The sequence below is a fragment of the Serratia sp. Je.1.23.a genome (assembly GCF_051129805.1).
GTDB classification, from domain to species: Bacteria; Pseudomonadota; Gammaproteobacteria; order Enterobacterales; family Enterobacteriaceae; genus Serratia; species Serratia liquefaciens.
On record NZ_JBCPSR010000016.1, the window covers coordinates 1 to 15653 of the forward strand.

Consider the following 15653-nt stretch of genomic DNA (forward strand, 5'->3'; position numbering starts at 1 on the left):
GGCGCGGAACTCATCGAGGCGCGGGCGTAATGCCTATTCAGACGCCGGATAGATTCATGCAAGCCAACAATATCGTCAAGATCGGTGTTGCAAAAACGGGAGTGACCATAGATTCCTAACCATGAACCGCCTGCTGTCAGTGGCACGGCCTCATTCTGTCCGCAAGCAGGCTAAAACCGTCTAAAACAGGGCGGGTAAGGGAAATTGCGCTCTTACCCTATCCATGCACCAACGCCACAGAACCCTGATTAACGTGACAACACCATAAATTTTACTGATTCCTGATGATATCAATATAAGTAACATTTTGATGAGGATCATCGTATATTTCCATAGCGAACTCTGCCAGGTCACCAAAGAGGCTGATTAATTCTTGCTTGTCACGGTAAATAAGATGCCAGTTCATTACCAGGTCGAGATAACCGCGGCCATTGTTCGTGGGGCTAAAATTCCCGACAACGAGACGCCCCTTCGGCTTGAGCATTGACTTAAGAGATTCACTTAATTTTAGTGCCTGAACATCGGGTAAATAGTCATACAATCCTGCCGAATAAATAAAATCAAACTGTCCGAGTTCAGAGCCGGATGAGCACCATAGTTTTTTTACTCCTGAAGCAACTGTTTTTACCTTACCATGATAAACCCGGTCAACTTCTGAGCATGATTTTTCATCCTGATCTAACGCGATGATTTCGCCCCTAAAAATATCAGACAGTGCAAGGCTGCCAGACAACTCTCGACAATGGCCAGAAGCAATAGATAATATCCTTGCCGATTGATTTCTAAGCACTATATCATTAACATACGCAGTCAGTAATGTTCGTCTAAATAAAACTGACAACCCCATTGAACCCCTCGTTGTACACTCAAATACCCCCCGTCCATGCGGAGTTGTCTGAGGAGGCACTATACCGGAATAAACATAATCAAGCATTACAGCATCCCCGGCATAACCGCGCGGTTTAGTGAATGCCCTGTTCGTATAAGGATCCTGCTGGCATATATTAAAAATAGGGTGGTTACGAACAATAGTACGAATATTATCTAAATCATTTATATTAACATTGTTATATAGTCGAGTGAGTTTGTCGCCAATGTACTGAAAAGCGGAAAAATAATTTCCTTGTTCACAAAAATCGTGTGCTGTATTTAGAATTGGGAATAGTTGATCATGACGAGAACTTAAACATTTTTGACTATTTTTCATATGTTGCCTCATAAGAAACTTTTGAACAGTACAACGACATGCAGATAGGGATAGTGTAGTGCATTTAAACGAGTGGTGACATAGCACACTGGGTTATGTCAGCCCGATGGTATTCGAACGACAAGTCCTCTCTTAAGGGCGTGTCCACCAAGTCTGGCGCAGCGTCAAATACCTCGGCCGCTACCTGAAACGTCCGCCGGTGGCGGCGTCGCAGTTGCGACACTACCGTGGCGGTTCGGTGGTACACCAGTATTACGACCACAATACTCAGCAGCATAAACGCCAGAAGCTGAGCCAGGAGGAGATGCTGCGCCGTTACGTCAGCCATATCCCGGCACGACACTTTAAAATGGTGCGCTACTACGGCTTTCTGGCCAACCGCAAACGAGGCTCGTTGCTGCCGAAAGTCTACGATTCATTAGAGATGACGCCACGCGAGAAACCGCAGAAGCCGGGGTTCGCGGTGCTGATGAAAGCTTTCCTGGGTACCGACCCGTACCAGTGCATCCTGTGCAAGAGCCGACTGCGTTTTGCCGGGGCTATAGCCGGCGAGCACGCCACAAAAATGCTGTCCGACAGGCTGCATCGGATGGCCAAAAAACGATGGCTTCAGGCACCGGCTCTGGATAAGTGCGCCTGAAAAACGGATTTTAGATGGAAAACACAGCAAAACTGGCATTTTTCAGCATTACCCTGCGACACCCTTCACTATATGGTGAGATCCTTTGCCTGAATTAATGGTTAGGAAACCTAGAAAGGGTCGATTGAGTTAATGAGATGGTCACTCCCTCTTCCAAAGCACTATGCTGAAAACAGTCTTAATTCGGAGATCCATCATGGAAAACATTGCGCTTATTGGTATCGATCTGGGTAAAAACTCTTTCCACATCCATTGTCAGGATCGCCACGGAAAAGCGCTTTTCCGTAAAAAATTCACCAGGTCAAAACTGTTTGAATTTTTAGCGACGTGTCAGGCAACGACTGTCGTGATGGAAGCCTGTGGTGGTGCTCATTTTATGGTGCGCAAGTTGCTCGAGTTGGGGCATACGCCAAAACTAATTTCCCCCCAATTTGTTCGACCATTTGTCAAAAGTAACAAAAATGACTTTGTGGATGCCGAAGCCATCTGTGAAGCGGCATCACGCCCCTCAATGCGGTTTGTTCAGCCAAGAACCGAGTCCCAACAAGCGATGCATGCCCTACTCCGGGTCAGAGAATCGCTGGTCAGGGATAAGGTAAAAACTACAAATCAGATGCATGCCTTTTTACTGGAGTTTGGCGTCAGCGCCCCAAAAGGTCCAACTTTGATAAGGCGCTTCGCAGAAATTCTGGATACGAACCCGCTTCCACCTTACCTCATACGGCTGTTGCAGAAACTGCGTGAACATTATGAGTATCTCCTTGAACAAATTAAGGATTTGGAATCTCAGCTAAAGAGATCGCTGGATGAAGATACGACTGGTCAGCAATTACTGACGATCCCTTGCGTCGGCCCTCTGACTGCAAGTCTGCTTTCCACTCAGTTAGGCGATGGAAAACAGTATGGAAGCAGCAGGGATTTTGCAGCTTCAACAGGTCTGGTTCCACGGCAACACAGCACGGGAGGACGAACCACATTGCTGGGGATCAGTAAACGTGGCAACAAAAAACTCAGGGCCTTGTTGGTACAGTGCGCGAGAGTATATCTAAGGACGCTAGAGCATCGATCCGGCCAACTTGCCGACTGGGTCAGGGAGTTATTACTCCGCAAAAATAATTTCATAGTCACCTGCGCTCTGGCAAATAAGTTGGCCAGGATAGCATGGGCCCTGACTATCAGGGATAAGCCATTTGCAGCATAACTGTCGACGATTCTAACTATTAAACATTCACTTACCTGGTTTTGCGGATACTGATTACTGATGATATAAACGGCCAAGCGGCCTGATGAAGAACCTGTGGTTAGGAGAGGCCTGAAGGCCGTTGAATTTATAAGGTTCATCAGGCGCGGAACTCATCGAGGCGCGGGCGTAATGCCTATTCAGACGCCGGATAGATTCATGCAAGCCAACAATATCGTCAAGATCGGTGTTGCAAAAACGGGAGTGACCATAGATTCCTAACCATGAACGTAGCGCCCCTGCGGGGCGAGCACGGCAGCGCTGCTGCCTCAACCGTCTTTAAGATCCAGCCTCACCTCAACGCCCGCGCCGTCTGACAGCCCTATCGCTCGAAACGCCAGAAAATCAGCCAGGAGGAGATGCTGCAGCGTTACATCAGCCATATCCCGGCGCGGCATTTTAAAATGGTGCGATACTACGGTTTTCTGGCCAACCGCAAGCGGGGCTCGCTGCTGGCCGAAGGTCTACGACGCGCTGGAGATGACGGTACGGGAGAAACCGAAGCGACCCGGGTTCGCGGTACTGATGAAGGGCTTTCTCATAACGCCTATCTATAGGATCCATTCTAAAAACCCAATCAATTGAACATAATTTTAAGCCGCCTGTCTTAACTCTGCAAAGACCACCGAAGGTTGCCGGAACCCGAGGCATTTTCGTGGGCTCTGTCGCATTAAGGCGTCGTCAGATAACATGCTGTTTTTTTAATGATTGCAGCTCAACTTTTTCTGACTGACTGCCGTTAACGCGACAGAGCCAGCTTTTTACTGCCTGCTGGCTTGTTGATACCTATGTTAACGGTTAGTTTTTTTTGATCGTCGGGCTTAAGGAACGGTGCGATATTTTTATCAGCATGCATATGTGCTTTGGTCTGGTACATGGAGTAAGCAGTGTTCATTTTTTTATCTGCGCTGGCTTCCTGGGCAGGATCTGAATGATAGACAACAGTCTCACCACTGTGCATTATGACACTCCATCCCGTAGGTGCCTGAAGTACGATGTTTATTTCTAAATTAGACTTTTGGTAAGACAGCGGATATAGCTTTTCAAGCGAATTAAGCGTTTCGATGATCTGGTTGCCTATTTGGTTCCCGAAATCGGATAAATAGGTTTTTGCAGATTTCGTACTGTAAACTGTCTGGTTATTTTTATCTTGTAAACCAGTATTGCAGGCAAGCAAACGGAGGCATGTTGTATAATAAGCATAACCACCTTGTTGTTTGCGCAAGGCTAGAACTAATTCATCCTGAATTGCCTTCCGCATCCCCCCACTATCCATAAATTTTAGAGCCAACTCACTCGCATTGATAGTTATATGTTCATTTTTGGGTGACTTAATTCCCTGAGCTGTGCCATGCGCCAAAAGGTAAATTTTTTCAAAGTTGGCGAAATTAGCTTTATTCAATTGTAGGAATGCCTGTTCAATATCACCGCTAATTTCACTCGAAAAAATTGGCAACATACTCGGCAACGGGGAGCTAAATTTTTTTTTATTTCTCGAAATGATCTGCTCTGCTTGCGCACGGAAGTTGGTTTGTTCAGTGCGATTGTTTCGCGAAGGAAACGTGATAACGGCGATTTTACCAGGCATTAAGTGCTCCATTTTTTCCGATTCTTTACATGGTACGGTTTTGGGGCCTCTTCTCGCGATGCTAGTTACATCTTACTTGATGTATAGTAGATTGAAAGACTGCGTCGCGCTAACGGCGGTCAGGGTAGAGCCTTGGGAACTGTTGCAAAAATCTGGAGGGGATAAGCTTATCATGGCAACAGTTGTTCTGGTCAAGTTAAACCGGACACTTTTTTATCAGTCATCTGTTCATAGCGTACCGGGGACAGTGCTCCAGAAGTTTGCGGTGGTCGGTTTCCACCATTCCCCGATCTGGAAGTTAAGTGCTTGTTCGATGCGCTCCAATCGGCAGGCGATCCTGTTGTCACGCATGTGAGCTTCTTTACCGTCAACAGAGTGAGAAATGCAGTAAGTCAACAACGCCAGCACGTCGGCCAGTGGCCACTCGAGCAACCATGTGAAATCGTCACTCCAGTCCTGTGGGAAACGGCTCAACCAGCTCTCATGTATCTCGTTTAATTTCTGGTTGGCAATGCTGTTACCACTATCAGCCTCTGCTGATTGGCTCAGGCATGCGCTGTGCTGGCTATCTACGGAGGTATGCAGCACATAGTTGTAGCCGTTATTGAAAATACGGTTGGCCAGCGTGAACGTATGGAGTGCAATCGCGACGTTGGTGTTCTGCGCCAGCGCCGCTGACACGGCTAAAGTACGTTCGGCGGATAAACTGCTCACCAAGACTTGGGACAGCCCCTTTTCTGACGGTGGGGTGTTCTTCTTGATTTCTTCGCGGTTGGCTTTTTCTTGTTGCTTGATGTCCTCCACTTTCATCAAGCCACGTTGGATTTGGATCTGGCCATCTTTCAGGTAAGCGACTACGCCCGCCGTCGCACGAACTTCCGGCGACCACTCATTGATCTCGGCGGCGTCGTTGATCTCGTTGATGCGCGCCTCAATCTGCTCAACGCGCAACGCATGTTCCCATTCTTCGTCTGCATCGAGTCCAGCAGTATCAAACATGTCATCCAGCAGTTCTTGCTCGGTGAGCAGCTGATCCATTTCTGTCTGCAATTCGTCGCTCAATTTCGCCTGAGCAAAAAGGATCTCGAAGGTCTTTTCGTCTCCGTTATAACTCCGCACCTCACGACTGCGGCCAACCGCCCATGCCCACCCTTCATTTTTCGCCACTTCGTCTGCCGCCGCCTGCAGCTTGGCCATAGCCAACGTCTCCAGCATCAGCGGATTGGTCAGGATGACGCTTTCAGCAAACAGATCTTCTCGAGTTTCCCCCCCTGCAGCCTGATAGGCTGTAAGCGTTAAGTGAGCACCGTATTGACGACTATTGCTTGGTGAGATCTACATTCCATGGCAACAGTTCGGCCACTTTGTTACTGGGCCACTCTGGCAGTACGCTCAGGATATGGCGAAGGTAGGCTTCCGGATCGATACCGTTCAGCCTGCACGTTCCGATCAGACCATACAGCAGGGCACCACGTTCACCACCATGATCGCTGCCGAAGAAGATGTAGTTTTTCTTACCCAGACATACTGCCCGTAACGCTCGCTCCGCTGCATTATTATCCGGCTCTGCCAGACCGTCAGCGCAGTAGTAGCACAGCGCATCCCACTGGTTCAGCGCGTAAGCGAACGCCTCACCCAGCCGCGATTTTTTCGATAGCGTAGCGATTTTCTCCACCAACCAGTCGTGCAGCGAAGACAGCAACGGTTTGCTCCGGGACTGTCTGGCTGCCAGACGCTCTGCTGTCGGAAGGCCGCGTATTTCTTCCTCGATGGCATACAGCTCGCCGATACGTTTCAGTGCTTCCTCTGCTGTCGCCGTTTGCGTGTTTATATAGACATCGTGGATTTTTCTGCGGGCATGGGCCCAGCATGCCGCTTCTGTCAACGGGCCACCATCGCGCTCTGCGCTGAACAACCTGTCGTACCCTGCGAAGGCGTCCGCCTGCAGTACACCATGATAGTGGCGAAGATGCTGCTGAGGATGCTTCCCCTGCCTGCCCGGTGAGTACGCGAACCACGCCGCTGGCGGATCAGACGAGGCAGCGTTCCGGTCATCGCGCACGTACGTCCAGATGCGCCCGGTTTTCGTCTTCTTTCTGCCCGGTGCCAGTACGGGTACCGGAGTATCATCCGTATGCAGTTTGCGGCTGTCCATCACGTAGTGATAAAGGGCTTCATTCAGCGGGGCCATTAACCGGCAGCAGGCATCCACCCAGTTGGAGAGCAGAGCCCGGCTCAGATCCACGCCCTGGCGGGCAAAGATTTCACACTGGCGATATAGCGGCAGGTGTTCGCAGTATTTGGCTGTTAACACGCGGGCCAGCAGACTTGGTCCGGCGATACCCCGATCGATGGGGCGTGATGGCGCAGAGGCTTCAACGATACTGTCGCATCGGGTGCAGGCCTTTTTCACCCTGATCGTGCGGATCACTTTCAGGGCGTTGGAGACCAGCTCCAGCTGCTCCGCACTGACTTCGCTGAGATATTTCATATCGCTGCCGCAGTCCGGGCAGCAGGTTTCTGCTGGCTCCAGACGATGGATCTCGCGGGGAAGATGTTCAGGGAGAGGTCGACGGTGACGGGACTGGCGAAGCTGGCGCGGAACTTGCGGATCGTCTTCCCGTCCGTTGTAGCGATCGCTTTGCTGCTCCTGCTGTTTCAGCAGGGCTTCGGCCTCTTCAACCTGTTGGCGAAGTTTTTCTGAACGGGTACCGAACAACATCCGGCGCAGTTTTTCTATCTGTGCCCGCAGATGCTCGATTTCACGCTCTTCGTTCTCTATTTTCTCTTCGGCGCGGGCCAGCGCCGAACGCAGGAACGACTCAGTCTCTGCAACGAGGCTGAGCTGGTTGTCTTTCTGGCGAAGCGCGTCTTCCAGCGCGGCGATACGGGCGAGATAGTCCTGACTCATGACCTCATTTATAATGCGGTCATGTTCTTTTTACAACATTGTCAGTGAGTTAAGGCGTGCTGTTTTTGGCTGACGCCAGTCCAGCTTATCGAGGAGCATAGCAAGTTGTGAGCGAGTGATCGCAATTTTGCCATCGCGTACAGCAGGCCAGATGAACTGGCCTTCTTCAAGACGTTTGGTCAACAGGCACAGGCCATCAGCATCCGCCCAGAGGATTTTTACGGTATCTCCCTTGCGACCACGGAAGATAAACAGATGACCTGAGAACGGGTTCTCATCAAGAGCATGCTGAACCAGCTCGCCCAGGCCATTGAATGATTTACGCATATCTGTGACGCCAGCAACCAGCCAGATGCGGGTACCTGACGGAAGACTAATCATCCCGACACTCTCCCGGTAAGCTCACGCAGCAGCACGGCCAGTAATTCCGGCGACGGATTTTCCAGGGTTATTTTACCGTGGCGGAACTCCACACAGCAGGAAGAAGCATTCAATGGGCACAGCCCGGAAGCGATATCAGATTCTGTGGACTCTGGTACGATCTCTACGGGTAAGAGTGACGGCCCTGGAGGTGGAGCGATGGTCGCAGGCAGGCGGCGAGATATCCGACCTTCGTTTTGCCACATGCGCAGCCACTTAAAAATGAGGTTGTGAGCAACCCCGTTTTCTCTCGCGATTTTTGCAACATTGGCTCCGGGGTGAGAAGCGAGTTCAACGATACGAAGTTTAAAGTCGTTGGAATAGACTGTGCGTGATTCAGTTCGCCAGTCGGCAGTGTTTTCCATGAATAGAGCTCCATCTGGTTTAGAAGGAGCTCTAACCTAACGATCCCGGAACCAAAATCACAGGCGGCAGTGGCTTGACGCTTACATATAACGCGCATTATGTTAAATTCAATCAACTGCTGATGAAAGCAACCCTATGGACGTTGATCCCGCCGCCACCAGGGCAACTGTCAGGCCTGACCCGGTTTAAAAAGATATGCTGACAGTTCTGCTGCGGATATATCAAACCCAAGTTGCTGTATGACTTCTGCAAGTTTTTTCTCTGCCGTTTCACGGTCAATCTGATTCACTAAAATCTGGATAGCGGTCAGTTTAAGCTCCGGAGGAAGGTGTTCCAGATCAATAACAATATCTCCGGAAACTTCCTCGTCCTGTGTTTCGAAAAGCTAGCCATAACTCATAAGATCCCCCTCAGCCAATTGTATTAGCTCATTTTGCTGTACGACACTACATTGATAACGGGTTTATCTGACCCAGTCTTCCAGCGTCAGGCCAGGCACTTGCGCAAATTCTCGCGTATTATTCGTCACCAATATGGCGCCGGCGGCAATGGCGTGGCCGGCGATCGCCGTGTCGTTCGGGCCGATCGGTGTCCCGGCCGCGGCCAAGGCAGCCTTGATCTCGGTAGTGGCGTCCACCGCGGCCCGATCCCAGGACAGGATGGCATCAAGGCGAGCGCAGAAGGCATCAACCAGATGCGTGTGGCGCGGCGAGGCCTTCTTGCCGACAGCACCGAAACGCATTTCGGCATAAGTGATGGCCGAAACCACGATGCGGTGGTTACGCAGCACCGCCTGCTCCAAGCGTTTAATGACGGCTTCCGGCTGCTCGCGCATGATGAATGAGCAGATGTTGGTGTCGAGCATATAGGTCTTGTTCACAGGTAAAATCGTCCTTCATCGCAGACTACATCCGCACGCTCCGCCATAAAGTCAGGATCGGTCTTTTCCAGCTGCGTGAACGAACCCCAGGTCGGGCGGACGGGACGTAGGATGATATTGTCCCCTTCCCGAAAGATCTCGAGCTCACTCACCCCCTCAAAATCCAGATCGCGGGGCAGACGGATGGCGCGGTTGTTGCCGTTTTTAAAGATCGATACGGTTCGCATGATGTCCTCCTAGTTTCTGGCCTCATGGCCTATCAGCATAGGCTAAGTATATGCTAATGTGTTACGTGTGTATAGGTGATGCATATGCAGATGTATGAAATATGAATATGTTTTACATATGTCCCTTTCTGTGTTTTTCTCTTCAGATCCGATTTCTGCTAGTCCCGGATCTTCCTGGGACTGATTAGGTTGTACTCGACCACAACGCCTGTTGTACCAGACTTAGTACAAACGAGAGTGCCCTCCATGGGGTTGTCCCCGGCAGACGCGGTCTATACAGTTGAATTAACTGTGCATTCGTACAGTATTAATCAACGGAGATAGCTCATGCTTTTTAATGCAAATACTAAGTTTACCTATCTTTTCCGGATGCAAACATCAACGATCAGTTTCAAACATCACCGCTTTCCACCGCAGATAGTCTCCCATGCGGTTTGGCTCTACCTCCGTTTCAATCTAAGTCTTCGGGAAATGGAGGAAATGTTGCTGGAGCGCGGGATTGACGTTTCTTATGAAACTATCCGTCGCTGGGCTATCAAATTGGGGGCAGTTTGGATATCGAAAATTATTGTACTATAAGGGCTTCCCCGGCATGTCAACGCCGGTATTTATGGTTTCTGTTTGCTCTTCAGTAAAAATAAAGGGGAGAGACTGCGGTACTATAAACGGCCATGATGAATCGTCATCGATTCGGGCCCTGATGAAAGACGCGCGTGAGGTTCTTGTTCGTTAAGCGGATACGGATATCCTGTACAATAGCCAGATAGGCCTCACGGGGTCTAACCCTTTATCATCAACGAATTGCAGGTCAGATGGTGGTTATACTGCTTCGAGCTTTAGTTGGCTGAGTACAGCCGGAAATCATCGCCGTAATGTAGTGATGCCCAGCATAGCCGCGCGTTTTTGGCGGCGATGGCCACAACAGCCCGCCAGTACCCTCTGCGCTCAACCAACATACAAACCCAACGGCTGAATGAGTCAGTCCTTTTCTCAGCGCCAATAAGCACTGAACGAGCCCCCTGTACCAGAAGCGTTCGCAGATACGAATCACCGGCTTTTGTGATCCTGCCGAGCTTTGATTTTCCACCGCTGCTGTATTGTGATGGCGTCAGTCCCAGCCAGGCTGCCAGTTGACGTCCATTTTTAAAATCATGTGCATTACCGATACTGGCGACCAGCGCACAGGCCGTTGTGGGGCCAACGCCCTTTAGCTCCATCAGCCGCTGACTGCGATGATCTGTTTTGGCCATGCGGGACAAAATTCGGTCATATTCTGTGATGTTAGCTTCGGTGCGTGTCAAGGTAGTTGTCGCCTCAGTTGATTCATGCAGCCTGTGTTTTACGCTCAGAATTTAACCAGACTTCGTCCTGTCGACTCCAGTTTCTCGTTGCCCCGGACCAACGATGCGGACTCTGCATTTTTGCGGCCTCATACACCGATTTACGTTGCGCCAGCAACTGCCGGTCTTCCCCTCTGTGCCGCTGGCCTGGTGTCACATAGCGGATCCCGCTATGGCGGTGCTCTTCGTTGTACCAGACGACAAAGGTTTCTACCCAGGCCCGCGCCTCTTCCAGCGTCGCGAAGCCCTTCTCCGGCCACGACGGCACGTATTTCAGCGTCCTGAACAGCGACTCAACGTGCGCGTTGTCATTACTCACTCGCGGGCGGCTATGTGATGGCGTGATCTTCAGCTCCGCAAGCTTCACCTGCAGCACCTGCGACTTCATCGGGGCCCCATTATCCGCATGCAGCACCAGCGGCTCCTGCCAGCAGCGTTCGCTCAGCACCGTCCGCTTCAGCAGCTCTGCCGCATACTCGCCGCTTTCAACCCGATGCACCTCGTAACCCACGATTTTGCGGCTGAACACGTCTTCTATCAGATACAGGTAGAACCAGTGGCCCGCTGTCAGCGACTTCAGCCAGGTGATATCCCATGACCACACCTGGTTGGGTGCCGTCACCTTCCAGGTCGACAGCGGCTTGCTTTGCGGCGCCTTCTGCCGGCCACGGTGAGTCGTTTCGCCGGCACGCCGCAGTACCCGGTAGAACGTCGACTCGCTGGCGATATAGCGTTTCTCATCGGCTAACAGTGGCACGATTTGCGCCGGCGGCAGGCTGGCGAACCGCGGTTCATGGCAGATGGCCAGCACCTGCTGTTCCTCTTCTGCGCTGAGCTTGTTTTTCGGTGTCGGCCGAGCGGCTGTAGACCGACGGTCATCAGCACCTTTTCCCCAGCGCTGTAATGTCCGTTCGCTCAGCCCAACGCAACGGCAAGCCTCACTCACTCGGGCCCCGGCAGCGACGGCTTCCTGCACCATCGTCATCAACCGCAGCCGGCCGGCGGTGCGCGTCATTCGTCCCCGTTTTCCTCGTCGAACAACGCCTTGAGCTTTTTTTGTAGTATCAATAGCGCGGCGGCTTCAGCCAGCGCTTTGTCCTTGCGGGCGAGCTCGCGATTAAGCTGTTGAATTTCCTTTTGCTGTTTTTTTATTAATGCTTTTTCGTCACGCTGGTCTGGCTGCATTAACTCATCCTTCCATTGCTGAATTTGCTCAGGATAGAGGCCTTTACGGCGACAGTATTCAGCAACAGCATGAGCAGAAAGTGGCGCCGTTTCAACGATAACGGCGAAGCGCGCATCCCGAGACCACTCCTGGGGCGACTTACTGTCATCGGTCGCAGAAGGGATCTGGCTTCCCGCCTGTGAGTGCCACCCATAAAGGGTGTTGACGGGGATACCTTCCTACCGTGAGAGCTGATAAATCGACTGGTTATGTGGTGGTAACATTCTGGCGATCACCGCCGCTTTACGTTCTGGTGAATAGCTTCCCATGATCATCTCCAGCCCCCTGGATTTTTTTCAGTTAGAGGCGACAACTACCCTGACATGGGGGGTCTGGGCCAGATCAGAATTTTGATTTGAAGTTATTGTGAGCACGGGAATGGTGATTGCGAGCATGAAAAGATAAACGCGAGCACAGTGGCAGTTAATGTGAGCACGCGGGGATTTTCATTTGCAGTTAATTTGAGCAAAAAAGCCGATAAACGCGAGCATGGGGGTTTTCAAACGCGAGCCGCTACATCTGACTCACTTTGTGTGGTTATTCTGCATAAGATACGAACAGTTTAAGCTTAATTTATAACCATACATTCGATGTTTATCGATTGAATTTTCACTACCGATTTTCGATTCCAATCAAATTTTGCGATTTAGTTAAACTGTACTCAAAGTGGAATCCCGTCCTGTTCGTGGTATGCCATTTTCAAATGTGCGATATTTTCGTAGCCAGTCGAGTGCGCATCACCGAAAGCTTGAATGTCCTCACCGCTAAGAACGGCTGCGAGAACAAGAAACAGTACATCGAATAAATTGTGCTTAATATTGACGTCTTTCCTTGGGTCTGGAATGACAAAGAAATAACTGAAAATACTCATTATTAGTCCGTATCAAATGTCGACATGGATCTGATCACCCAATGTCGAAAAGGTTCAATTAAAAAGTGGGATCCCGCCCTGTGTCTATAGTAATAAACTGTCACGTAAAGACTTAAGTATTTCAAGTTGATCTTCATCAGATGGGTCACTCAAAAGTTCGGCTTCCTCAAGTAATTTTAGTTTAACATCATTGCCATTTTTTATCAAGTAAAATAACTTATTCAACAAATCAGGGTACAATATGTATATTTTTTTTTCCGTATAATAAAAAAATCTTTCTTTATCGTCCATATCACACTTTAAATACCCCGTCATTGTACTGCTTACCACAGATAAAATGTCATATATTTTTTTATCTATGAGCTGTTGTAAAACACCAATCAGCACAAAAACCTTATCGGAACTATAAAAATATCTCTCATCTTTTTGCTGATGAAATATATCATTCATTTTCGGAATGTACTCTGAACCCCACCCTTGAAGAATTAAGTTCTCAGTGACCTTTTTGTATCCTTCATAGAACTCATTAAAAACAAGATCTTCTGGGATTTCTTGCCGAATGATGTCAGCCTTGTTTTTTCTTGCCACTTTAATCATTTCATCGTTAATGATGGAAAACCCACTATCTACTTGCTGAAAAATCCAATCACTCTGGAAAATTAGTAATTCATTTTTTAGTTTTTTTACAAGATCATCAACACACTTATCAAATGGTATATTCCCTCTCCACGCCTGCTGATTGTCAATGATAGTTCGAGCATAGGGATCCCCAAGCGCCTTTAAGGATGGGGATAGACCAAGTAAATTATCTAGCTTACGGGCTGCGGCCCATCGGAACGCAGCAACGAAATGCTTCTCATACCCATTATAAGCGTTGAGTGGCATTTCTAATATTCCAGTATTGTACAAATTTTTAACATAAGCAGAAACTAAGGTAACGAGAAGGCCTTCTCGTTGACTAACCAACTGCGCGAAAATATTTTTCCCGTTTTGTAGTTGAGTAATATAATCTGAAGTGCCTTGTAGGGCAATTAGCATACCAGGATCGCATACATCAAGCTCAGAAAGCGTGCTGTCGAGTAACGGGTGTATTATGTCCTCATCAAGGTCCTTATCATATAAAGCTGACAGGTTTTTAAAAAAGCTGGCTTTCCCATCTTCGACAAAATGACGTAAAGTAAGCGGATCGTTTTCTCGAGGCTGGCCAAGGAGCCCACCGCGAAGATGGTTGAGTGCATTAGCGCGATGACTTATTATTCTTTTACTTAACCCTTTTTCACCCGCCCATTTTTCGGCCCACGCTCGTAGTGCGCTAATCCCAACATCAACCTCTTTTTGATGTCGTATCCCTTCAGGGGTTCTCAAAAACTGGGTAAACCTATCGGTATAGGATGTCCCATCATATCTATTTTTTTCAAAGAAAATAGGCATCTTCTCACCAACAATAACCGTGAGCGGGTGTAAGATTTCGGCGATTGATGCTTTTACTGTGGGATTGCTGAATTTATCGAGAAGCTGCGTAGCATTTATAACATCCGCTCGAAATCCAGGGCTAACTATGCGCCGCCCTACAATTTTTTGAAATTTATAATATGTTTCATTTGATATACTGGTATTAGTAATTTTCTTAGCAATCGCTTCAGATAACGAATCATTTTCTACATCGATAACGTCAGAACGCGAAGCCCGGTCAGATTTATTCAAAAAAGCTTTCATGCTGTACTCAAAGGTTGTGTCGCCTTAACGGATGCGTTGGAGCATGGATAAGGCACGTTGATTCTGAGCGTGTTAGTGTAGACCATGGTATTGTCGTTGGCCATTCCACCCTTTATCGCTGGGTTTGATCTGGCCCAGAGATCGTGGACACGCTGTTAAGCGAGTAAAATTGCTAACAGAGGTGCACTATGACTCAATCTACAGACCATAAAACCGCCAGAAATCGTTACCCTGATGAGTTCCGTGAGCATGCCCTGGCACTGGCCCTGCGGATCGGCGTTGCCAAAGCCGCCAGGGAGCTGAGTTTGCATGAGTCTCAGCTCTACGCCTGGCGTAAAAAACAGCAGCAAGCATTGACAAACTCCGAGAGGGAACAACAGCAACTCATTGAAATTGCAAAACTCAAACGCCAGTTGGCTGAACAGGCCGAGGAGTTAGCCATTCTCCAAAAGGCCGCGACGTACTTTGCCAAACGCCTGAAGTGAGGTACGTCTTTATGCAACAGCATCAGGCTGATTTTCGTATTACCTGTATGGCCGGGTCCTGGCTGTCAGCCGCAGCGGATTCTATGCCTGGCGTCAGCGAGCCGGGCAAAAAACACCTTCACAGTTACGGCGGGAACGCTGTGACTGCCGCAACGCCAGCGCTTTTGTCGAGCATAAAGGCCGGTATGGTGCCCGCCGCCTATACCATGAATTGCGGGCAGAGGGCTGGGGTTACAACCGTAAAACGATAGTCGCCAGCCTGCGGCGACAAGGGCTGAAGGCGAAGGCGGCCAGGAAGTTCAAGGTCACAACAGATTCGAGTCACAAACGTCCAGTGGCCCCCAACCTGTTGAAGCAAGACTTTACTGCCACGGCCCCAAACCAGAAATGGGTGGGCGACATCACCTATTGTGTGCCCGGAGTTCAGGGCGAGCACGGATGCTCAAATGAACCACGAGTCTGTCTGGAATATTGAGCCGGTAACTCATGACGAGAAACCCAACAATCCCACCGGGTGTGACGGTGGAGAACCTGAGC

General features: G+C 49.5%; 13 protein-coding genes and 4 pseudogenes. 5 read left to right on the top strand and 12 right to left on the bottom strand.

The window, feature by feature from the left end; translation table 11 throughout:
- Nucleotides 1-271: 271 nt before the first annotated feature.
- A complete protein-coding gene (locus AAZT04_RS25775; protein ID WP_434682324.1) occupies nucleotides 272-1207 on the bottom strand; it encodes a hypothetical protein in 936 nt (311 codons plus the stop codon).
- A gap of 154 nt (nucleotides 1208-1361) precedes the next feature.
- On the opposite strand from AAZT04_RS25775, the pseudogene AAZT04_RS25780 reads away from it, so the two are divergent.
- The 3 genes and pseudogenes from AAZT04_RS25780 to AAZT04_RS25790 all read left to right on the top strand — a co-directional run.
- A pseudogene (locus AAZT04_RS25780) lies at nucleotides 1362-1847 on the top strand (transposase); the annotation flags it as partial.
- A gap of 196 nt (nucleotides 1848-2043) precedes the next feature.
- Complete coding sequence (locus AAZT04_RS25785; RefSeq protein ID WP_129984138.1) at nucleotides 2044-3048, top strand: IS110 family transposase; 1005 nt, start codon at nucleotides 2044-2046, stop codon at nucleotides 3046-3048.
- Between the two features lie 371 nt (nucleotides 3049-3419).
- A pseudogene (locus AAZT04_RS25790) lies at nucleotides 3420-3645 on the top strand (transposase); the annotation flags it as partial.
- A 181-nt stretch (nucleotides 3646-3826) separates the two neighbouring features.
- Here AAZT04_RS25790 and AAZT04_RS25795 read toward each other — a convergent pair.
- The 7 genes from AAZT04_RS25795 to vapB all read right to left on the bottom strand — a co-directional run bounded on the left by AAZT04_RS25795 (nucleotide 3827) and on the right by vapB (nucleotide 9479).
- Entirely contained in the window at nucleotides 3827-4675 is an 849-nt protein-coding gene (locus tag AAZT04_RS25795; RefSeq protein ID WP_129983784.1) for a hypothetical protein, read from the bottom strand.
- Nucleotides 4676-4903: 228 nt separating this feature from the next.
- A complete protein-coding gene (locus AAZT04_RS25800) occupies nucleotides 4904-5872 on the bottom strand; it encodes a hypothetical protein (protein ID WP_129983785.1) in 969 nt (322 codons plus the stop codon).
- Nucleotides 5873-5993: 121 nt separating this feature from the next.
- Nucleotides 5994-7586, bottom strand: coding sequence for an IS66 family transposase (tnpC, locus tag AAZT04_RS25805; RefSeq protein ID WP_129983786.1), 1593 nt, complete (start codon nucleotides 7584-7586; stop codon nucleotides 5994-5996).
- Between the two features lie 30 nt (nucleotides 7587-7616).
- Complete coding sequence (tnpB, locus tag AAZT04_RS25810; RefSeq protein ID WP_129983787.1) at nucleotides 7617-7967, bottom strand: IS66 family insertion sequence element accessory protein TnpB; 351 nt, start codon at nucleotides 7965-7967, stop codon at nucleotides 7617-7619.
- On the bottom strand, nucleotides 7964-8371 hold the full coding sequence (locus AAZT04_RS25815) for a transposase (RefSeq protein ID WP_129983788.1): 408 nt from the start codon (nucleotides 8369-8371) through the stop codon (nucleotides 7964-7966). The genes tnpB and AAZT04_RS25815 overlap by 4 nt, the downstream gene beginning before the upstream one ends.
- A 464-nt stretch (nucleotides 8372-8835) precedes the next feature.
- Nucleotides 8836-9252 carry a type II toxin-antitoxin system VapC family toxin gene (locus AAZT04_RS25820; RefSeq protein ID WP_129983789.1) on the bottom strand — a complete coding sequence of 139 codons (417 nt, stop codon included), beginning with the start codon at nucleotides 9250-9252 and terminating at the stop codon, nucleotides 8836-8838.
- On the bottom strand, nucleotides 9249-9479 hold the full coding sequence (gene vapB, locus AAZT04_RS25825) for a type II toxin-antitoxin system VapB family antitoxin (protein WP_129983790.1): 231 nt from the start codon (nucleotides 9477-9479) through the stop codon (nucleotides 9249-9251). Before vapB ends, AAZT04_RS25820 begins: the two co-directional genes overlap by 4 nt.
- A gap of 369 nt (nucleotides 9480-9848) precedes the next feature.
- Between vapB and AAZT04_RS25830 the strand changes: the two are divergent.
- Nucleotides 9849-10025, top strand: a pseudogene (locus tag AAZT04_RS25830) (IS6 family transposase); the annotation flags it as partial.
- A gap of 290 nt (nucleotides 10026-10315) precedes the next feature.
- Here the strand turns inward: AAZT04_RS25830 and AAZT04_RS25835 are convergent.
- The 4 genes from AAZT04_RS25835 to AAZT04_RS25850 form a co-directional block, all read right to left on the bottom strand.
- Nucleotides 10316-10828 carry an IS110 family transposase gene (locus AAZT04_RS25835; protein WP_434682328.1) on the bottom strand — a complete coding sequence of 171 codons (513 nt, stop codon included), beginning with the start codon at nucleotides 10826-10828 and terminating at the stop codon, nucleotides 10316-10318.
- Nucleotides 10803-12217, bottom strand: a protein-coding gene (locus AAZT04_RS25840; RefSeq protein WP_425314003.1) for an IS3 family transposase whose coding sequence is annotated in 2 segments (ribosomal slippage) — nucleotides 10803-11860 and nucleotides 11860-12217 — 1416 coding nt in all. Because the reading frame shifts where the segments join, the coding sequence is not laid out codon by codon here. The genes AAZT04_RS25835 and AAZT04_RS25840 overlap by 26 nt, the downstream gene beginning before the upstream one ends.
- 488 nt (nucleotides 12218-12705) lie before the next feature.
- Entirely contained in the window at nucleotides 12706-12915 is a 210-nt protein-coding gene (locus AAZT04_RS25845) for a transposase family protein (protein WP_129984162.1), read from the bottom strand.
- Nucleotides 12916-12999: 84 nt separating this feature from the next.
- Nucleotides 13000-14631: a hypothetical protein gene (locus tag AAZT04_RS25850; RefSeq protein WP_434682327.1), complete on the bottom strand. Its 1632-nt coding sequence runs from the start codon at nucleotides 14629-14631 to the stop codon at nucleotides 13000-13002.
- Between the two features lie 188 nt (nucleotides 14632-14819).
- On the opposite strand from AAZT04_RS25850, the pseudogene AAZT04_RS25855 reads away from it, so the two are divergent.
- A pseudogene (locus AAZT04_RS25855) lies at nucleotides 14820-15537 on the top strand (IS3 family transposase); the annotation flags it as partial.
- Nucleotides 15538-15653: the final 116 nt, after the last annotated feature.